This window comes from Streptomyces sp. NPDC051561 (assembly GCF_044454195.1).
Lineage (GTDB): Bacteria > Actinomycetota > Actinomycetes > Streptomycetales > Streptomycetaceae > Streptomyces.
Genome location: NZ_JBITDM010000017.1, coordinates 85,998 through 106,034, shown reverse-complemented (window position 1 = coordinate 106,034; position 20,037 = coordinate 85,998). Strand labels below are relative to the sequence as shown.

The following is a 20,037-nucleotide window of genomic DNA, read 5'->3' as shown; positions in this document are numbered from 1 at the left end:
CACGGTGAGTACTCCGATGACGTACGAGAGCACTTCGCGCACCACGAAGGCCGGCGGGCTGACCCTGCACTTCCACGAGGCGGGCCCGGCCGGCGCGACCGCCGGGACACCCGTCGTGATCATGCTGCACGGTGGCGGTCCGGGCGCCTCCGGCTGGTCCAACTTCGGTGCCAACCTGCCGGTCTTCGCTGAGCACTTCCGCACCCTCCTGGTCGACCAGCCCTGCTACGGCAAGTCCGAGAAGCCCGAGCTCGACAAGGACTTCTTCTCCTACGCCGCCGACGCGGTCGCCGGCCTGATGGACGAACTGGGCATCGCGCAGGCGCACTTCATCGGCAACTCGCTGGGCGGCGGCACCGCGACCCGGATGGCGCTCGACCACCCGGACAAGGTCGGCAAGCTGCTGCTGATGGGGCCGGGCGGGGTGTCGCTGAACCTCTTCCACGCGGACCCCACCGAGGGCATCAAGCGGCTCTTCGAGTTCAGTACGGCGGCGACGCCGACCCGGGAGCAGATGCGGACCTTCCTCACGACGCTGGCGTACGACCCGGCGATCGTCACCGAGGCACTCATCGACGAGCGGTTCGCGCAGGCCACCGACCCGGAGGCGGCCCTGGGCAACGCCCGGATGGCGGCTTCGTTCGCCAAGTGGCCGGCGGACACCATGCTGTGGCGCGAGGCCCACCGGATCACCCAGCCGACGCTGCTCACCTGGGGGCGCGAGGACCGGGTCAACCCGCTCGACGGCGCGTTCGTCGCCCTCAAGGCGATCGGGAACGCGCGGCTGCACGTCTTCCCGCACTGCGGTCACTGGGCGCAGCGGGAGAAGGCGGACGAGTTCAACCGCCTGGCGATCGACTTCTTCTCGCACTGACGGCTGACGGCTGACAGATATCAACCAGCAGATTTCAACTGACAGCTATCAGATATCAGATGACAGATTCTGAAATCTGTCATCTTCATTCCTCTGCCTTGAAGGGCCGCAACTCCCATGGACATTCGCGCTCTTGGCTATCTGCGCCTCGAAACCACCAAGCTCGACGAGTGGCGCACCTACACCCTGGACATTCTCGGCATGGTCGAGGCCGAAGGCTCCACCGAGCAGCAGCTGAACCTTCGGATCGACGACCGGATCCACCGCTTCCAGATCGTCACCGGTGACTCCGACCGGCTGCTCGCGGCCGGCTTCGAGGTCGCCAACGCGGCAGCCCTCGCCACCGCCGCGGCCCAGCTCGAAGCGGCCGGTGTGGTCGTCAAGCAGGGCGACGCCGCCACTCTCGCCGAGCGCCGGGTGCAGGGCCTGATCCACCTCCAGGACCCCAGTGGCAACCCTCTGGAGATCTTCTGGGGCCAGGCCCAGGACCACAGCCCGCTCGGCACCCCGTACGGCAACCGGTTCGTCACCTCGACCCCCGGGGCGGGCAACCTCGGCCTCGGCCATGTCGTCGTCCCCGCCCCGGACACCGAGAAGACCCTCGACTTCTACGAGAACGTCCTCGGCTTCCAGCTGCGCGACTCGATGAAGCTGCCGCCCGTCGCGGTGCCCACCGGCACGCCCGGCCAGGACTTCCACACGATGCACTTCCTCAGCCCCAACCGCCGCCACCACAGCCTGGGCCTGTATCCGGGCGCGCTGCCGCCCGGCATCGTGCACTTCATGGTCGAGCTGGAGTCCCTCGACGACGTCGGCTACTGCCTGGACCGGATGACCGGGGCCGGAGTGCCGATCGCCTCCACCCTGGGCCGCCACTCCAACGATCACATGGTGTCCTTCTACGCGCAGGCGCCCGGCGGCTTCCAGGTCGAGTACGGCTGGGACGGGCTGATCGTCGACCCGGCGGACTGGGTGGCGAAGGAAATGACCTCGGACAGCTTCTGGGGACACCAGTGGAACGGCTGACGGACCCGCCGACCGGCCCCCTGACGGACCCGCCGCCCGGCCCCCTGACGGGCCTGTCGGCCGACCCGCACAAGTTCCGGGACGTCCTCGGCCGGTTCGCCAGCGGCGTCACCGTCGTCGCTGCCCTCGACCAGGACGGCACCCCGGTCGGTCTGGCCTGCCAGTCCTTCGCCTCGCTCTCCCTGGACCCGCCGCTGGTGCTGCTCTGTGTCGGCAGGAGTTCCAGCAGCTGGCCCGGGGTGGAGCGGGCCGGCCGCTTCGGCGTCAGCATCCTCGCCGAGGATCAGGCGGACACCTGCGCCGCCCTCGGTCGTAAGGGCGCCGACAAATTCGTCGGAGTCGACTGGAAACGCACCGAAAACGACGCGGTTCTGATCAACAACGCGCTGGCCACGGTCGATTGTGAGCTGTACGCCGTGCACGAAGCGGGTGATCATTATGTGATCACCGCCCGCGTACTCGATCTGGCCGCGCGCGAAGACGGATCACCCCTGCTGTACTTCCGCAGCGACTACGTCACCGGAGTGTTCACATGACGGCACCGCAATCCGCGGCGGAGTCCCCGCGCTGGGACCACACCTACGACGTCGTCGTGGTCGGTTCCGGTGCCGCGGGAATGGCCGCGGCCCTCACCGCACGGCTGCGCGGGCTGAGCGCCCTGGTGGTGGAGAAGACCGACAAGTACGGCGGCTCCACCGCCCTTTCCGGCGGCGCGATATGGGTGCCCACCAACTTCCACCTGGACGACGCCGGTCTCGGCGACACCCGAGCCAAGGCCCGCGCCTATCTGGACGCCACCGTCGGCGACCGCGTCCCGGAGGCCCGCAAGGAGGCCTACCTCGACCACGGGCCACGCATGGTCAGGGAGTTCCACGACCGCACCGATGTGCGCTTCATGTACACCCCGGGCTACTCGGACTACTTCCCCGAGGCCATGGGCGGCATGGCGCAGGGCCGGTCCATCGAGCCCCGCATCGCCGACCTCAAGGACCTGGGCCCGCTCGCCAAGGACATGCGCCGGGCCGGCCTTCCGACGTACGGGCTCACCCTCACCTCGTACGACTTCCGCTACGTGAACATGATCGGCCGCACCTGGGCCGGCAGGAAGGCCTCGCTGCGGGTGGGCAGCCGGGCGGTCAGGGCCCTGGTCACGGGCAAGAAGCTGCTCTCGCTGGGAGAGGCGCTGATTGCCAGGCTGCGGCTCTCGCTGAAGAAGGAGGGCGCGGACATGTGGCTGTCCGCACCGCTCACCGGCTTCGTGCGGGAGGACGGCGGCCGGGTCACCGGAGTCACGGTCACCCGTGACGGCAGGGAGGTCACCGTCCGCGCCAAGGGCGGCGTCGTGCTCGCCTCGGGCGGCTTCTCGCACCACCAGGAGCTGCGCGAGAAGTACCTCCCCGGGCCGACCTCCACCGAGTGGACGCACGCCTCCGAGGGCCAGACCGGCGACGCGCTGCAACTCGGCGAGGAACTGGGCGCGGCCACCGACCTGCTGGACAAGGTGTGGGGTGCGCCGTCGGTCTGCCCGCCGGGGGAGAAGGGGTTCTTCCTGGTCGCGGACCGGGGAATCCCCGGCATGGTGATCGTGAACGCGGCGGGGACGCGGTACGCCAACGAGGCCGCGCCGTACCACCAGTTCGTCGACGCGATGTACGAGGCGGACAAGGAGGAGGCGACCACCGTTCCCTCCTGGCTGATCCTGGACGCCCGCTCCAAGTCCCGCTATCTCTTCGCGGGCCTCTTCCCCGGCCAGCCGTTCCCCAAGTCCTGGACCGAGAGCGGTTTCCTGAAGAAGGCCGCGACGGTCGAGCAGCTCGCCGCCCTGATCAGGGCGCCCGGACTGCCCGCCGCCGTACGCCGCTTCAACAAGCAGGCGGAGAACGGAAAGGACGAGGACTTCGGCCGCGGAGACAGTGTCTACGACCGCTACTACGGCGACCCGACCCTCCCCAATCCGAACCTCGCCCCGCTGGAGAAGGGCCCGTTCTACGCGATCCCGGTCCACCCGGGCGACATCGGCACCAAGGGTGGCCTGGTCACGGACGCGGACGCCCGCGTGCTGCGTGAGGACGGCTCGGTCATCGAGGGCCTGTACGCCTCGGGCAACTGCTCGGCCGCGGTGATGGGCGAGACGTACCCGGGTCCGGGCGCGACCATCGGGCCCGCCATGGCGTTCAGCTGGGCGGCGGTCAACGACATCGCGGAAAAGTCGACTGGAGCCGACGCCTGAGAGCGCCGTCCGTGAGATGGGTGAGCGCCTGTACGGCGACGGCCCGGCCCGGGCCCTCGGGCGGACCGTCGGCGAGCACCCGCAGCAGTGCCCCGGCGGCCCGGGGGTCCTGGCGGACGGCCAGGCCCCGGGCCGCTTCGGCGTATACGGAATCGAGCGGCGGCCCCTGCTCCAACTGTCGCGAGTGGGTGCCCACTTGCCGGGCCAGTGCGTCACGCACGGCAGGAGTGTCCGCCTGCGAGCGGGCCAGCGCGGCCACAGCCTCGTGCCGGACCGCGGAGTCGGGGTCCCGGGTGAGGGCGATGAGAGCCGCTGCCTCGTCCTGAGCCGCCCGTGCCTCCTGGGCTTGCGGCGCTCCCTGTGCCCCCGGCGCCCCGCACCCCGCCAGCCGCCCCAGTGCCTCGGCCACCCGTCGACGTACCTCCGCATCCTCGTGCGAGGCCTGCGCCAGCACCTCCGGCAGCGCCGACGGGTCGCGGTGCCGGCCCAGGGCACGTATCGCCGCACGGGTCAGGTGCGCGGGGCCGGGGCGGGCCGCGAGATCCCGCAGCAGGGGTACGGCGGCGGCTGCCGGAGCCGCCCGGGCGAGCACATCCGCTGCGAAGGTTCCGTGCAGGAAAGTGAAGCCATCCGCACACAGTGGGTCGTCGCACAGCGGATCGTCCGCACACCACTCCTGCGCCGCCCGCAGCGTCTCGGCGTCCGCGCGCTGCCACAGGACGGCCACCGACTCGCGCCAGTTGTTGCTCACGGGGGAGCCGGAACGCACCGCGCGGGCGGCGAGTTCGGCGGCCGGGGTGCTGATCCCCAGGACGCACTCCAGGCGTGTGACCACGGCCGCATGCCCCGTCTGCTGCTCGGCCGCCGCCACCGGAAGGCCGTCCCGCAGCAGCTCGGCGACGACCGTGGTGCCACCGTCCTCGGCTATCCGGCGCACCGCGAACTCATCGCCCCCCAGGCTCCCGTATGTGTGTTTCAGCCCCTCCCGCAACGAGTGCTCCAGGTCGCGTTCCAGCCACCGTTCGGCCTCCGCCAGCGCCTCCTCCAGCGTCGCCCTGTGCGCCGACGCCCGATGCCGCAGCAGCACCCGTACGGTCGCGGCCGAACCCCGCCGCGCCGCCAGCACCAGCGGCGGCTCACCGGAAGGCCCTGGCAGGTCGGGATCGGCGCCGTACTCCAGCAGCGCCTCGGCCACGGCGGCGTGACCCCGGCCCGCCGCCCACGCCAGCGCGGTGAAGCCGTACGCCTCCCGCAGATCGGGGCGCGCCCCCGCCGCGAGCAGCGCCCGCGTCACCTCGGTGTGCCCACCGACCGCCGCCGCGCACAGCGGCAGGTCCCCGTCGCCCGACCCGCTCGGCCGGTCCGGGTCCGCGCCCGCCGCGAGCAGCAGCCGGACCGCCCCCGCACGGTCGTCCACCACCGCCGCGTACAGCACGGTGGTGCCTTCCTCATCGGTGGCCTCGGCAGGGGCGCCCGCCCGAAGCAGCCGTACAACAGCGTCGTCCTCGTCACCGTGCACAGCCTCGAACAGGTCCCGCAGGCCCGCTGTCGGCTTGTTGTCCATCCTTCGACCCTACGCGGACCGCCGAGTGTTCCCGCAGGTCAGGGGCTGTGCGGGCAGGAGGGGCTGAGGGTATGGGAGGGGGCTGCCCAGGAGCGGGCAGAGGCACAGGGACAACAGATCCGGCGCTCAGCCGTCGCACTCCAGCACCGTGCGGCACAGGCCGCAGCGGGCCTTCAGCTCGCCGCGCACCGGCACCCGGATCCGCTGGTGGCAGGTCGGGCAGGGGAACGAGACCCGCAGCCCCGGGCCCTGGCCCGTGCGCCCCTCGAAGATGTACGAGGCGAGCGGGCCCACCAGCCCCGTGCCGCCGTGCTCCAGGGCCTGCCGGCGGTCCCTTCCGTACCGGTGCCTGGCCAGCCTGCCCGCACCGGCCAGCGGCGGCTGCTGCTCGTCGCGGCGGGCCTGCGCCATGCCCTTGGTGTACGCCGTGTACGCCTCCGCGCTGGTGAACCAGGGGGACGGATCCTCGCCGAGCAGCAGCGAGCGCTTGGCCAGTACGTATCCGAATTCCTCCGGGGTGAGGTAGCCGAGCTTCTGGCTGGACGCGCCGTCCTGCCGGTAGGCGTCCAGCAGCAGCCAGCCCGCGCCGAGATAGGTGGTCACCGTGTCGGTGAGGATCTCGTTGTCGCGGGTGCCGGGGAAGGAGAGGTCAAGGCGGTGCAGCAGCACATGGGTGATCTCGTGGGCGAGGGCGGCGCCGATGTCCTTGCGGTGCTGGCGGAAGCGGTCGTTCAGCTCGATGAAGTACTCCGGGCCCGCGGTCAGTTCGACACCGGCTGCGTGCTCCATTTCGCGGTAGCTGACGATCATCCGGGCGTCGGGCAGCCGGAAGTGCGAGACCAGTGCCCGCGCCACGTACTGCGCCCCCAGATGCGGGTCGTCGTCCTCGGAGAACGCCACGTCGACGGGGAAGACGCTGGGCGCGTACGACCGCACCCCGTCCTCGCCGATCCGCCGGTACAGGGCCGTCAGTGCGGCCCGGACGGTGTCCAGATGCGGAAAACCGTGTTCGACCTCGCTGCCGATGCCCACCGGCGTACCCCCTTCTCAAACCCACTTCGGCGCTGGCCGAAAAGGGACCCTTGTCGCACGGACGATCAACTCCACATAATCCAACAGCGCGTTGACGGGCTCATGCCAGCGTGAGGTCGGTGTGTGTCCTGTGACTTTGCTGTGCCGTTCCTGCCGTGCCCAGGTGTGTGCTCGTTGTCAGCGCGCGTCCCTCTTCACCCCCCACGAAAGGCACTCCGTTGAAGAACGTACTCCGTGCCCTCAAGAGATGCGCCGTGACCGGCGCCATCGCCCTCGCCGCCGTCAGCCTCCAGCCCGCCGGGGCCACCGCGGCGCCCACTCCCGGATCGGCCGGCACCCAGCCCGTCGTAGGAGGAACGCGCGCCGCCCAGGGTGAGTTCCCGTTCATGGTCCGGCTGTCCATGGGCTGTGGCGGTTCCCTCTACGCCAAGGACATCGTGCTGACCGCCGCGCACTGTGTGAGCGGCTCGGGCAACAACACGAGCATCACCGCCACCGCCGGTGTGGTGGACCTCCAGAGCTCCAGCGCCATCAAGGTCAAGTCCACCAAGGTGCTCCAGGCGCCGGGCTACAACGGCAGCGGCAAGGACTGGGCCCTCATCAAGCTCGCCAAGCCGATCAACCTGCCGACGCTGAAGATCGCCACCAGCACGGCGTACAACACCGGCACGTTCGACATCGCCGGATGGGGCGCGGCCAGGGAAGGCGGCGCCCAGCAGCGCTACCTCCTCAAGGCCAAGGTGCCGTTCGTCTCCGACGCCAGCTGCAAGACGTCGTACGCCGACCTCATCCCCGGCGAGGAGCTGTGTGCCGGACTCCCGCAGGGCGGGGTCGACACCTGCCAGGGTGACTCGGGCGGCCCGATGTTCCGCAAGGACAACGCGGGTGCGTGGGTCCAGGTCGGGATCGTGAGCTGGGGCAATGGCTGCGCCCGGCCGAACTACCCGGGCGTGTACACCGAGGTCTCGACGTTCGCCTCGGCGATCGCCCAGGCGGCAGCGGGTCTGTAACCCGGGGGCGGGGTGGGTGCGGCCTCCGGCGGGAACGCCCCACCCACCCTGCGTGCCCCACCCATCCCGTCTACCGCGTTTACCCCACCGACCCGGTCAGCTCGGCCCCGTTCCCGTCCCCGCACCCCTCCAGCTCCAGCACCCACACCTCGTTGCTCCCGGCCCTCAGCACCGGGCCCGGCACGTAGAGGGACGTCTGCGGGCCCGCCCCGGGCCAGTACCGCCCCAGGCAGAATCCGTTCACCCACACGAACCCCCGTATCACCCCGGAGAGTTCGAGCCCGGCGCCGTCGCAGGCCGCGTCCAGGTCGAAGGAGCCCCGGACAAGCCCGGCCGCCCCCTCGGGGATCGTACGGAACCCCAGCTTCCGTACGGCCGGGCCGTCGTCGAAGGCCTCCAGGGACAGGCCTTGCGAGCGCACCCCGTGCAGATACTGCCGCTCGTGCAGGATTCCGCCGGTGACGCCCTTGGGCTCGGCCAGCCGGGGACCGTAGTTGACGCGGCCGAGGGACTCCACCCACAGCTCCACGGCGGCGGGCCCGGCCACCGGATCCGGCAGGTAGGCGTCCTCCGCCGCGAGCACCCCGGCCCGCCGGCCGTCGACGTACACCACCGCCCGGTCCCGCAGCCCCCGCACCCCCAGCGGGTACGGCTGACGGGGACCCGGCACGTCCACCCGGTGACGGACGACGCCACGGCCGATCCCCAGCTCCTCGAAGGTGGCCGGAACACCCCGTTCCGTCTCCTCGCCCCCAAGAGCGTCCATCATCTCACCCAGCGGAACCCACCCGTCGAAGCCCACCGCCACCCGCGCGGCGGGAACGCCCGGAGGCGCCGGGACCTCCGGAAGCGGACCCTCCGCGTACTCGGACAGCACCTCCCTGAAGCGCCAGAACTTGTCCGTGGGGCGCCCGTACTCGTCGATCGGCGCGTCGTAGTCGTAGGAGGTGACGGTCGGCCTGAGCTCACCGCCGTGCAGGGTGCCGGAACGGTTCGCCCCGGCCCAGCCCGCGAAGTTCGTACCGCCGTGCGCCATATAGAGGTTGACCGACGCCCCGCACTCCAGGATCTCCCGAAGCGCCTCCGTCGCGTCCCCGGCGTCCCGTACCACCCGCTCGGACCCCCAGTGGTCGAACCAGCCGCACCAGAACTCCATGCACATGAGGGGCCCCGACGGCTGGTGCGTGCGCAGTACGTCGAAGGCCGCGCGCGCCCCCGAACCGAAGTTCGCGGTGGCGAGGACGCCAGGGACCGAGCCGCCGGTCAGCATGTGGTCCTCGGGGCCGTCCGAGGTGAAGAGCGGGACGCTCACGCCGGCTTCGCGGAGGAAACCGGCGAGGCGGCTCAGATAGGCCTGGTCGCTGCCGTACGACCCGTACTCGTTCTCCACCTGAACCATCAGCACCGGACCGCCCCGGGTGACCTGCCGCTGCACCACCTGCGGCAGCAACCGCCGGAACCACCGCTCCACCTGTCCGAAATAAGCCGCGTCGCGGGTACGGACGCGGTTGCCGAGCGGGCCGGTCAGCCAGTGGGGGAGTCCGCCGTTCTCCCATTCGGCGCAGATGTACGGGCCCGGGCGGACGATCGCCCACAGCCCGGCCTCCTGCGCCGCGTCCAGGAAGCGGCCGAGCGCGTCCACATCGTGGAAGCGGCCGGGGGAGGGCTCGTGGAGGTTCCAGGGGACGTACGTCTCCACGCAGTTGAGGCCCATCGCGCGGAGCATGGACAGCCGATGGCCCCAACTCTCCTCGTGCACCCGGAAGTAGTGCAGCGCGCCGGACAGCAGCCGCACCGGCCGCCCGTCCAGCAGAAAGTCCACGTCACCCACCGTGAAATCAGCCACGGTCCCCGCCCATCCCTCGTCGTCCGCTCAGCGATGCACCCCGTGAGCCTGTGTCCCCGCCCCGGCCGGGGCTCCGTCACAGGCTCGCCCCCTGGCGGCGGGCCCGTCCATGGACAAAGATCAACGGAAGTTGGACGGTTGGCGGGCACACCGCAGATCAGCGGCACGTCCGGAGCAGATCCGTACGGGAACACCGACAAGGAGGGACGCCGATGTACCACACCTGGATGCGCTACTTCACCCCCAGCCCCACCCACCACAAACTCGGGCTGGCCTGCCTCGGCGTCGGCCTCCAGCACGGCGCGCTGCCCACCGTCGGCCCCCGCACCCTCGACCACCATGTGGCCGTCGTGATCAGCGCGGGCTCCGGCTGGTACCGGGGCGCGGACGGACGCCGTACGACCGTGACCGCGCCCGCCCTGCTCTGGGTCACCCCCGGCATTCCGCACCACTACGGACCCGACCCGGAGACCGGCTGGGACGAGAGCTTCGTCGACTTCACCGGGCCCGCCACCGCGACGTACACCGAACTCGGCTACATAGAACCGGAGCGGCCGGTCGTGCCGCTCGCCGACGCGGCGGGGGCGCGGGCGGCCGTCGGCCGGATCGCACGGGCGGCACGGCGCGGGAATCCGCTGCTGGAGGTGGAGACGGGGGCCGCCGTCCACGAGCTGCTGGTCGCGCTGCGCCGCGCCAGGGCCGATCTCGGCGCGGACGGTGACCCCGTCCTCCAGGCGCTGGCCCGCGACGCCTTCCAGCCACTCTCGGTCGCCGAGCACGCCTCCCGGCACGGAATGACCCCCGCCGAACTCCGTACCGCTGTACGACGCGGAGCCGGCTGCAGCCCCAAGGACTACCTCCTCGGCATCCGCCTGGGCCGCGCCAAGGAACTCCTCGCCGCCACCGAACTGCCCGTCGCCGCCGTTGCCCGACGGGTCGGCTACGACGACCCCGCCTACTTCTCCCGCCTCTTCACCCGCCGCGTCGGCACCGCACCGGTGCGCTTCCGGGAGCAACAGGGCCGGACCGTCCCCGGCGGCTGGAGCAATCAGATCCCGGATCCCGAACACCCGCCGACGATCCCGCCGGGGGCGTCGTAAGCTCGTTGACCATGACGACCAGCGCCACCGGCCCTACGCCCCCCACCGACCCCACGGGCTCCGCCGCCCCCGTCGACCCGGCAGTCCGTGCCGAGCTCGGCCGGCTCCGCGACAGCATCGACAACATCGACGCGGCCGTCGTCCACATGCTGGCCGAACGCTTCAAGGCCACCATGCAGGTAGGACACCTCAAGGCCGAACACCACCTGCCTCCGGCCGACCCGGCCCGCGAAGCCCGCCAGATCGAGCGGCTGCGGGCGCTCGCCGAGAGCGCCAAGCTGGACCCCGCCTTCGCGGAGAAGCTGCTCAACTTCATCATCGCGGAGGTGATCCGCCACCACGAGCAGATCGCGGAGCATCCGACGGCCCCTGAAGCCTGACGGCCGGGGCGGGCCGCCGCCCTCCGTCGGGGCGCCCCCGCCCCGCAGCCCCTGCCGTCCACCCCCATCGGGCAGCATGTCCCCATGCCCGTACTGACGCGCGACGAAGCGCAGACCCGAGCCCGACTCATCGACGTACAGCGGTACACGGTCGACCTCGACCTGACCGGCGGCGCGGACGAAGCGGCCGAAGAGGGAGCCGGGGCCACCTTCGGCTCCCGCACCGTCATCCACTTCACGGTGCACGCGAGCAGCCCCGCGAACGAAGCCCCGGCCGGCACCCCCTCCGGCGCCCCCGCAGACACCTTCGTCGAGCTCAAGCCCGCCCTGCTGCGCTCCGTCACCCTCGACGGGCACCCCCTCGACGTCGCCGCCCTCCACGAGAACCGCTTCCCCCTCACCGGCCTCACCCCCGGCACCCACGAACTGCACGTCGACGCCGCCATGCACTACTCCCGCACCGGCGAGGGCATGCACCGTTTCACCGACCCCGCCGACGGCGAGACGTACGTCTACACCCAGCTCTTCCTCGACGACACCCAGCGCGTCTTCACCTCCTTCGACCAGCCCGACCTCAAGGCCGTCTTCGAGGTCACCGTCACCGCGCCCACCACCTGGACCGTCCTCGGCAACTCCGTCGCCACCCACCAGGGGGCCGGGAAGTGGACCCTCGCTCCCACCCCTCTCATCCCCACCTACCTGGTAGCCGTCGCCGCAGGCCCCTGGCACTCCGTCCGCACCCAGCACGCCGGCCTCCCCTTCGGCATCCACTGCCGCCGCTCGCTGGCCCCCCACCTGGACGCCGACGCCGATGAACTCCTCGGCATCACCCGCGCCTGCTTCGACCGCTTCCACGAGAAGTTCGACGAGCCGTACCCCTTCGACTCCTACGACCAGGCCTTCGTCCCGGAGTTCAACGCGGGCGCGATGGAGAACCCCGGACTGGTCACCCTCCGCGACACCTACGTCTTCCGCTCCGCCGTCACCGACACCCAGCGCCAGTCGCGCGGCGTCACCATCGCGCACGAGATGGCGCACATGTGGTTCGGCGACCTGGTCACCCTCCAGTGGTGGGACGACATCTGGCTCAACGAGTCCTTCGCCGAGTACATGGGCTACCAGATCCTCTCCGAGGCGACCCGCTTCACCGACACCTGGACCGGCTTCGCGGTCTCGCGCAAGGGCTGGGGGTACGACGCCGACCAGAGCCCCTCCACCCACCCGGTCGCCCCCGACCCCCAGGACGTCCCCGACACCGCCTCCGCACTCCTCAACTTCGACGGCATCTCCTACGCCAAGGGCGCCTCCGCCCTGCGCCAACTCGTCGCCTGGCTCGGCGAGAAGGACTTCCTGGCCGGAATCAACGTCCACTTCGCACGCCACAAGTTCGGCAACGCCCGCCTCGCCGACTTCATCGACAACCTGGCGTCGGTGACCGACCGCGACGTCCACGCGTGGGCCGACTCCTGGCTGCGCACCACCGGCGTCGACACCCTCACCCCCACCGTCACCGACACCGACGCGGGCTGGACCCTCGACATCGCCCACACCGGCGGCCGCCCGCACCGGATCACGGTCGGGGCGTACGACCAGGACCTGGTGGACGCGGACGCTCTGGTGCTGCGGGAGCAGTTCGAACTGGACCTACCGGCGGGGGAGCCGGGGCCCGGCACCGGTTCAGGAGCAGACGGCGTGACGTCGCCGGACGCGCCCTCCGCCCCCGGCGTCGCCACCACCCGCCCCGGACGCCGCCCCTCGCTGCTCCTCCTCAACGACGGCGACCACACCTTCGCCAAGGTCCGCCTCGACCGGGAGTCCTGGAACACGGCGCTGCGCTCCCTGTCCGGCATCCCCGACCTCTCCCCGAACTCTCCACTGCGTTCGAGCGGGGGCGGCCCGCTCACCCGGGCCGTCATCTGGAACGCCGCCCGCGACATGGTCCGCGACGGCCAACTCCCGCCCGCCTCGTACCTGGAGGCGGCCCGCGCCCACCTCCCGTACGAGAGCGACCTCGCCGTCGTCCAGGGCGTCCTCGCCTTCGCCACCGGCCCGATCGCCGACCGCTACCTCACCCCCACCCGGCGGCCGGCCGCGCTCGCCACCCTCGCCGACCTCTGCCGCGACCTGATGCGCCGCACCGAGGACGGCAACAACCCCGGGCTGCGCCTCGTCGCCGTACGCCACTTCATCGACGTCGCCACCCATCCGGACAGCATCCGTGACTGGTACGACTCGGGCAGCATCCCCGGCGGCCCCGCCCTCGACCCGGAACTCCGCTGGAGCATCCTGGGCCGCCTCGCGGTACTCGGCGCCACCGACCCCGCCGCCATCGACGCCGAACTCGCCCGAGACCCCAGCGCCACCGGCGAGCAGGGCGCCGCGCACTGCCGGGCCGCGCTGCCCACCCCGGAGGCCAAGTCGGCGGCCTGGACAGCCATGTTCGACTCCGACTCGCTCTCCAACTACCTCTTCACCGCCACCGCGACCGGCTTCTGGCAGCCGGAGCAGGCCGAACTCCTCCAGCCGTACGTCGCCCGCTACTACCCGGCTGCGGCAGCCCTGGCCACCCGCCGCAGCCCGGCCATCGCGGAGGCGGCGGGCCGCTACGCCTTCCCCGCCCACGAGATCGACGCAGCCGCCCTCGCCCTCGGCGAAGCCCACCTCCGCGAGGAGGACCTGACCCCGGCCCTCCGCCGCAAACTCATCGACCAACTCGCCGAACTCCGCCGAGCCCTCCACATCCGCACCACCACCTGACCAACCCCTCTCTCCCCAACGGCGGTGGCCGGCCAAGGACCCCCTTGCCGGCCACCGCCGTTTCCCATGCCCCTCCCCCTGGTAGCCCCCTTACCCCGCCCCATACCAGTCCCGCCCCGCCCAACTCCCCCCACCCACACGCCAGTACCACTTTCGGGTCGAGATCGTTGACCACCTCGGACACACACCCACACCCCGTGTACACCCTGGTGTGTCGCCCCGCGCCCGACGCACCCGAAGGACCCCGCATGAACACCCCGCCCCCCGTCCCGGGCCCCCACCCCACCCCACCCCGGACCACGGCCCCGGGCCACACCCAGACCCCACCCCACAACCAGTCCCAGCGCCCACCCCTTCCACCCCTCCCTCCCCTCGCCGGCGGCGAAGAAGGCCCCACCCACCTCCACCCCCTCCTCTCCACCACCCTCACCGCCCTCTCCACCGGCACCAAAGCCCGCAACGGCCCCCTCCCCGCCGGCGGCCCCACCTCCACCGCCGCCCAGCTCCGCACCGCCGCCCACCCCGTACTCCCCGACACCGGCACCGGCCCGCACGAAGCCCTCCGTACCCTCGTCACCGCACTCGCCGCAGGCGCCGCCGACCCCGCCCACCCGCACTGCGCCGCCCACCTGCACTGCCCGCCCCTCGCGATGGCCGTCGCCGCCGACCTCGCCGCCTCCGCGCTCAACCCCTCGATGGACTCCTGGGACCAGGCCCCCGCCGCCTCCGCCCTGGAAGAGTCCGTCACCAGCGCGCTGGCCGCCGAGTTCTACCCCGACCGGCCCGCACCCGACGCCCTCGTCACCACCGGGGGCACGGAGTCCAACCAGCTCGCCCTCCTCCTCGCCCGCGAGACCCACGCCCACCAGGGCCCCGTCCAACTCGTCGTCGGCGCCAACGCCCACCACTCCCTCGCCCGCGCCGCCTGGCTCCTCGGCCTGCCCGAACCCGTCGTGGTCCCCGCCTCTTCCGGCACCCTCGACCTCGCCGCACTCGACGAGGCCCTCACCCACCTCCACGGCCCTTCCCCAAGCTCTCGGCTTCGCTCGACCAGGGGATACCCCATCCTCGTCGCCGCCACCGCCGGCACCACCGACACCGGCCAGATCGACCCCCTCCCGGAGATCGCCGACCTCTGCGAACACCACGGCGCCGACCTGCACATCGACGCGGCGTACGGCGGACCACTCCTCTTCAGCCCCACCCGCCGCCCCTTACTCAGCGGCCTCGACCGGGCCCGGACCCTCACTGTCGACCTCCACAAACTCGGCTGGCAGCCCGTCGCGGCCGGCCTCCTCGTCGTCGCCGACACCACGGCCCTCGCCCCCCTCGACCACCGGGCCGACTACCTCAACGCCGACGACGACACCGAGGCGGGCCTCCCCGACCTGCTGGGCCGCTCACTCCGCACCACCCGGCGCCCCGACGTCCTCAAGACCGCCGTCACCCTCAAGGCCCTAGGACGCACCGGCCTCGCCGAACTCGTCGACCGCACCTGCGACGCCGCCCACCACCTCGCCGACCTGATCGCCAAACACCCCGGCCTTGAGCTCTACGACCGCCCCACCCTCTCCACCGTCCTCTTCCGCCCCACCCACGCCACCGACGACTCCGTGGCCACCACCCGCCGCCACCTGCTCACCCAGGGCCGTGCCGTCCTCGGCCGAGCCCACGCCGACGGCCACCTCTGGTTCAAAGCCACTCTGCTCAACCCTCACACCACCCTCCAGGACCTCACCTCCCTCCTCACCCTCGTCCTCGCGGAACACGCTGCCGCCACGCCCTGACACCTCGCTCTGCCGCGCCCCGGGGACGTCGCACCCCCGACCCCGGCCACCCCCGCAACCCCCTGCCGCACCCCCGAAAGGCCCCACCGATGACCGCCCCCCAGCCGCCCCACACCCCTCAGCCCCCCACCCCCGACACCCCCCACGACCTCGTCGGGATCGGCATCGGCCCCTTCAACCTCTCCGTCGCCGCCCTCGCCGACGGCGTCCACGGCGGCCTCAAGACCGCCTTCTACGAACAGCGACCCACCTTCCACTGGCACCCCGGCCTCCTCATCGAGGGCGCCACCCTCCAAGTCCCCTTCCTCGCCGACCTCGTCACCCTCGCGGACCCCTCCAGCCCCTGGACCTTCCTCAACTACCTGCGCGACCGCGAGCGCCTCTTCCCCTTCTACTTCGCCGAGCGCTTCCACATCCAGCGCGCCGAGTACGACGCCTACTGCCGCTGGGTCAGCGAGCGCCTCACCGGACTCCACTTCGGCCACCAGGTCGACGCCGTCCGCTGGAACCCCGAACGCATCGCCTTCGAAGTCGACTTCACCCAGCTCGACCCCGACGGGGAGGCCGAAGCCCTCGGCCGTACGTACACCCGCAACCTCGTCCTCGGCGTCGGCACCGCCCCGTACATCCCCGAGCCCCTCAAGCCCCTCGCCGAAGCCCCCACCGTCCCGGTGATCCACTCCGCCGAGTACCTCCACCACCGTGCGAACCTGCTCACCGCCGACCACGTCACCGTCATCGGGAGCGGCCAGTCCGGCGCCGAGATCTTCCTCGACCTGCTCCGCGCCCGCCCCACGGGCCGCGAGAAGATCACCTGGCTCGCCCGCACCGAGGCCCTCGCCCCCATGGAGTACTCCAAGCTCGGCCTGGAGCACTTCACCCCGGACTACACCCGCTACTTCCACGCCCTGCCCGAGGGCGTACGCGACGAACTCCTGCCCCGGCAGTGGCAGTTGCACAAGGGCATCGACGCCGACACCATCGCCGCCATTCACGACGAGCTCTACCGCCGCACCCTCGACGGTGGCTGGCCCGACGTCACCATCACCCCCGGAGTCCACGTCCGCACCGCCGGACGCGTCGCCACCACCAAGGTCGAACTCCACCTGGAACACACCCAGCAGGGCACCCGCTCCCGCCTCACCACCGACGCCGTCGTCCTTGCCACCGGCTACCGGGAACGCCCCGTCGACCGCATCCTCGCCGCCCTCGACCCGTACATGAAGCGCGACTCCTCCCAGCGCCCGCGCATCGACGAGAACCAGCGCCTGATCCTCGACCCCGTCGTCGAGGGCTCGGTGTACGTCCAGAACGCCGAACGGCACACCCACGGCGTCGGCGCCCCCGACCTCGGACTCGCCGCCTGGCGCAGCGCCGTCATCCTCAACTCGCTCACCGGCACCGACGCCTACCCGCTGCCCGCCCGTACCGCCTTCACCACCTTCGGCCTCGGCGCCCCCGCCCGCCCCACACTGCCCACCCAGCGTGAGGGCCTCATCAAGCTCAAGGTCTGAAACCCGGCGGACACGACGAAGGGCCGCACCCCGCCTCCGGGGTGCGGCCCTCCCTCACCTCCCGGCAGACCACCCGCCCGGACGGCCGTTCGAAAGGCCCGCCTAGAAGACCGGCGTACCGTCCCGCGTCAGCTTCCACTCCACCGACGCGAACACCTTCGGGTCGATGGTCCCCTTGGCCTTCACCCAGTTGATGATCGTGTTCCGGATCTCCTCCGAGTTCGCCCACAGCTGCTTGGATCCCGCGATGTGCGGGAACGCACCCCCGCCGGACGCCCGGTAGTTGTTCACCGCGAACACGAACTGCGCCTTCGGGTCCAGCGCCTTCCCGTCGAAGGTGAGGCCGACGATCCGCGAGCCCTTCGGCTTGGCGATGTCGATCTCGTACGTCAGACCCGACACCACGTCGTAGTTGTAGTCGGGGGTGCTCTCGGCGTTGGTCAGCTTCGCCGTGTCCACCGGAGTGCCCGCCGGGGTCTGCACGTAGTACTTCGCCGAGTACTCCAGGTACTCCTTGATCTGCGCACCGGTCAGCAGCCGCGCCTCAAGGGTGTTCTCGAACGGGTACAGGCCCGCCGCGTCCTTGATGGTGATCTGCCCGGCGGGCACCTTCGCCGTGCGCGAGAAGCAGGACGCCTGGGACAGCACCGGCAGCGCCGCGTACTCGCCGCCCGCGAGGGCCGCCTTCACCGTCTCCACCTGCACCAGGTTGATCAGGTCGATCAGCGGCTCGTCCTTCCACGCCGCCTCGGCCGTCGTCATCGCCGCCGTCGAGCTGCCGATGACCTGGTTGACGTACGCCACGACCTTCTTGTGCTCGTCCGCGAGCATCCCGGTGATCCGCGGGTCCTCCTGGACCGCGTTCGAATTCAGGACACTCGCCCCGACCTTCTCCACGGTCCAGCGGCCCCTGCCCCACACCAGCTCGAAGTCGAACCGGGTCAGCCGCTGGCCCCACTTCAGCGGCTCGGACAGCAGGACCTTCCTTCCGGTCTGCTTGTTCTCGACGAAGTACTCGGGGATCTCGGTGTGCGCGTGGCCCACCAGGATCGCGTCGATGCCCGGGACCTGCTCGGCCACCAGACCGGCCGCGTTCTCGACGTACGGAAGCTGGTCACCGTACGAAGAAGTGCCGCTGGAACCCGAGTGCGCGGAGACGATGACGACATCCGCGCCCATCGACCGCAGCTTCGGCACCCACTTCGCCGCCTGCTCCTCAAGCCCCGGGAACACCATCTTCCCCTGGACATTCATCTTGTCCCAGATGGCGATGCCCGGGTTCGTCAGACCGAGGACGGCCACCTTGACGTCCCGGCCGTGCGGGGTCCGCATGCGGTGGATGCTGTACGGGGCGAAGGCCGGCCGCAGCGTCCTGGCGTCCAGCGCGTTCGCACCGAGCAGCGGGAAGTCGCACTGCTCCTCGAACTTGCGCAGCACCGGAATGCCGTAGTTGAACTCGTGGTTGCCGAGCGCGGCCGCGTCATAACCGATCTTGTTCATCGCCTGCGCCATCGGGTGCACCGGGCCGCGCTTCGCCGTGATCGGGTCGACCTTGGCGTAGTAGTACGACAGCTGGGTGCCCTGGATGGTGTCGCCGGCGTCGATGAGCAGCGTATTGCGGCGGCCCTTCTCCTTGCGGATCGCCGTCACCAGCGTGGAGATCTTCGCCAGACCCACGTCATTGTGGTCCTTGTCGTCGAATTCCTTGTCAGTGAAATAGTCCCAGTTGAAGACATTGCCGTGCAGGTCGGTCGTCCCCATCACGGTGAACGAGTACCGCTTCGGCCGGTGCCCGTGGCCCTTCGCGGCGACGCCCTGCTCCACGGCCTCGGCCGGCCCCGCGACACCGCCGGCCAGTGCCACACCGGCACCCGTCGCAGCCGCATTGCCCAGGAACTTCCGCCGATTCAGCGGCATTTGCACTCCTTCATTCCCCGCGTTGCCCAGCACAACGCGCGTAGATTCTGACTCAGCGGCGGTTTCCGCGACACCCTTTACAGGTTTCGATCCGATGACTCCCCGGTGTCGGACCCGGATGCCACAGTGGTCCGTACGGATCCACCCGGATCCCCAGCACACCACCGCGCACCACCGCACCCGAGGGAGCCCCTTCATGAGCAGCCCCAGCGCACCCGCGCCTTTCGGCACCGCCGACGCCCCCCGCGTCGCCGTCCGCGGCGAGGCCCGCCTCGAAGTCGACCCCGAGATCGCCACCATCTCCATCAACGTCAGTGCCCGGGGCACCGACCGCCGCACCGCCCTCGAAGACCTCACCCGCCGCAACGCCGCCGCCCTCGAACTCGTCAAGTCCTACGGGGACGCCGTCGAGAAGCTCGAAACCGGCTCCTTCTCGATCAACCCCGAACTCACCCACAAAGGCCGAGGCGAACGCATCCGCGCCTACCACGGCCGTGTCCGGCTCACCGCGGACCTCGCCGACTTCACGGCCCTGGGCGAACTCACCACCCGCCTCTCCGACCTCGAACTCACCCGGGTCGACGGCCCCTGGTGGGCGCTGCGCCCCACCTCGCCCGTCTATGCGCAGGCCCGCACCCAGGCGGTCCGCGAGGCCGTCGTCCGCGCCCGCGAGTACGCCGAGGCCCTGGGCACCCGCCTGGTCGCCCTCCTCGAACTCGCCGACGACGGCAGCGAGACCTCCACCGCCGACTACCGCCCCATGAACGTCGGATACGGCGGCATGATGCGCGGCGCCGCCGCGGCAACCGAGGCGGCCCCCGCGCTCGACCTGGAACCCCAGCGCCAGACCGTCCACGCCCATGTCAACGCGCGCTTCACGATGGCCCCGCCCACCCTCTGACGCATCCCGGGCGCACTTCCGGCACACTCCGGAATTGCTCATCAGAGCACCCCCGCGCACAATTCAACAGTTGTCAATAACCTTTCATGCAAAGGTTGT

Annotated in this window: 15 protein-coding genes; 11 read left to right on the top strand and 4 right to left on the bottom strand. The window is 71.1% G+C overall.

Annotated elements, in window-relative coordinates; genetic code table 11:
- Positions 1-16: 16 nt before the first annotated feature.
- The 4 genes from hsaD (at position 17) to ACIA73_RS30015 (ending at position 4,130) form a co-directional block, all read left to right on the top strand.
- Positions 17-874, top strand: a complete 858-nt coding sequence (gene hsaD / locus ACIA73_RS30030; RefSeq protein WP_399441962.1) for a 4,5:9,10-diseco-3-hydroxy-5,9,17-trioxoandrosta-1(10),2-diene-4-oate hydrolase — start codon at positions 17-19, stop codon at positions 872-874.
- 117 nt (positions 875-991) lie between these two features.
- Complete coding sequence (locus ACIA73_RS30025) at positions 992-1,900, top strand: VOC family protein (protein WP_399441961.1); 909 nt, start codon at positions 992-994, stop codon at positions 1,898-1,900.
- On the top strand, positions 1,888-2,436 hold the full coding sequence (locus ACIA73_RS30020) for a flavin reductase family protein (RefSeq protein ID WP_399441960.1): 549 nt from the start codon (positions 1,888-1,890) through the stop codon (positions 2,434-2,436). Before ACIA73_RS30025 ends, ACIA73_RS30020 begins: the two co-directional genes overlap by 13 nt.
- Positions 2,433-4,130, top strand: coding sequence for an FAD-dependent oxidoreductase (locus tag ACIA73_RS30015; RefSeq protein WP_399441959.1), 1,698 nt, complete (start codon positions 2,433-2,435; stop codon positions 4,128-4,130). The genes ACIA73_RS30020 and ACIA73_RS30015 overlap by 4 nt, the downstream gene beginning before the upstream one ends.
- On the opposite strand, the gene ACIA73_RS30010 is transcribed toward ACIA73_RS30015, so the two are convergent.
- Together ACIA73_RS30010 and ACIA73_RS30005 are read right to left on the bottom strand one after the other, a co-directional pair.
- Positions 4,090-5,694: an ankyrin repeat domain-containing protein gene (locus ACIA73_RS30010; protein ID WP_399441958.1), complete on the bottom strand. Its 1,605-nt coding sequence runs from the start codon at positions 5,692-5,694 to the stop codon at positions 4,090-4,092. The two genes, ACIA73_RS30015 and ACIA73_RS30010, sit on opposite strands and share 41 nt — an antisense overlap.
- A gap of 126 nt (positions 5,695-5,820) precedes the next feature.
- A complete protein-coding gene (locus ACIA73_RS30005) occupies positions 5,821-6,726 on the bottom strand; it encodes a hypothetical protein (RefSeq protein WP_399441957.1) in 906 nt (301 codons plus the stop codon).
- Between the two features lie 218 nt (positions 6,727-6,944).
- Between ACIA73_RS30005 and ACIA73_RS30000 the strand changes: the two genes are divergently transcribed.
- Positions 6,945-7,736, top strand: coding sequence for a S1 family peptidase (locus ACIA73_RS30000; RefSeq protein WP_399441956.1), 792 nt, complete (start codon positions 6,945-6,947; stop codon positions 7,734-7,736).
- A 79-nt stretch (positions 7,737-7,815) separates the two neighbouring features.
- On the opposite strand, the gene ACIA73_RS29995 is transcribed toward ACIA73_RS30000, so the two are convergent.
- The gene (locus ACIA73_RS29995; RefSeq protein ID WP_399441955.1) at positions 7,816-9,582 is read right to left on the bottom strand and encodes a beta-galactosidase; all 1,767 of its coding nucleotides are present in this window, start codon (positions 9,580-9,582) and stop codon (positions 7,816-7,818) included.
- Between the two features lie 212 nt (positions 9,583-9,794).
- Here ACIA73_RS29995 and ACIA73_RS29990 point away from each other — a divergent pair, with 212 nt between their 5' ends.
- The 5 genes from ACIA73_RS29990 (at position 9,795) to ACIA73_RS29970 (ending at position 17,120) form a co-directional block, all read left to right on the top strand.
- Positions 9,795-10,682, top strand: coding sequence for a helix-turn-helix domain-containing protein (locus ACIA73_RS29990; protein ID WP_399441954.1), 888 nt, complete (start codon positions 9,795-9,797; stop codon positions 10,680-10,682).
- An 11-nt stretch (positions 10,683-10,693) separates the two neighbouring features.
- Positions 10,694-11,062 carry a chorismate mutase gene (locus tag ACIA73_RS29985; protein WP_399441953.1) on the top strand — a complete coding sequence of 123 codons (369 nt, stop codon included), beginning with the start codon at positions 10,694-10,696 and terminating at the stop codon, positions 11,060-11,062.
- 84 nt (positions 11,063-11,146) lie between these two features.
- Positions 11,147-13,819 carry an aminopeptidase N gene (gene pepN / locus ACIA73_RS29980; RefSeq protein WP_399441951.1) on the top strand — a complete coding sequence of 891 codons (2,673 nt, stop codon included), beginning with the start codon at positions 11,147-11,149 and terminating at the stop codon, positions 13,817-13,819.
- Between the two features lie 248 nt (positions 13,820-14,067).
- Positions 14,068-15,606: a pyridoxal phosphate-dependent decarboxylase family protein gene (locus tag ACIA73_RS29975; RefSeq protein WP_399441950.1), complete on the top strand. Its 1,539-nt coding sequence runs from the start codon at positions 14,068-14,070 to the stop codon at positions 15,604-15,606.
- 89 nt (positions 15,607-15,695) lie between these two features.
- Positions 15,696-17,120, top strand: a complete 1,425-nt coding sequence (locus tag ACIA73_RS29970; protein WP_399441949.1) for a lysine N(6)-hydroxylase/L-ornithine N(5)-oxygenase family protein — start codon at positions 15,696-15,698, stop codon at positions 17,118-17,120.
- A gap of 102 nt (positions 17,121-17,222) precedes the next feature.
- Here the strand turns inward: ACIA73_RS29970 and ACIA73_RS29965 are convergent, their stop codons facing one another.
- On the bottom strand, positions 17,223-19,037 hold the full coding sequence (locus ACIA73_RS29965) for a 5'-nucleotidase C-terminal domain-containing protein (RefSeq protein WP_399441948.1): 1,815 nt from the start codon (positions 19,035-19,037) through the stop codon (positions 17,223-17,225).
- Between the two features lie 196 nt (positions 19,038-19,233).
- Between ACIA73_RS29965 and ACIA73_RS29960 the strand changes: the two genes are divergently transcribed.
- Entirely contained in the window at positions 19,234-19,938 is a 705-nt protein-coding gene (locus ACIA73_RS29960) for an SIMPL domain-containing protein (RefSeq protein WP_399441947.1), read from the top strand.
- Positions 19,939-20,037 lie beyond the last annotated feature (99 nt).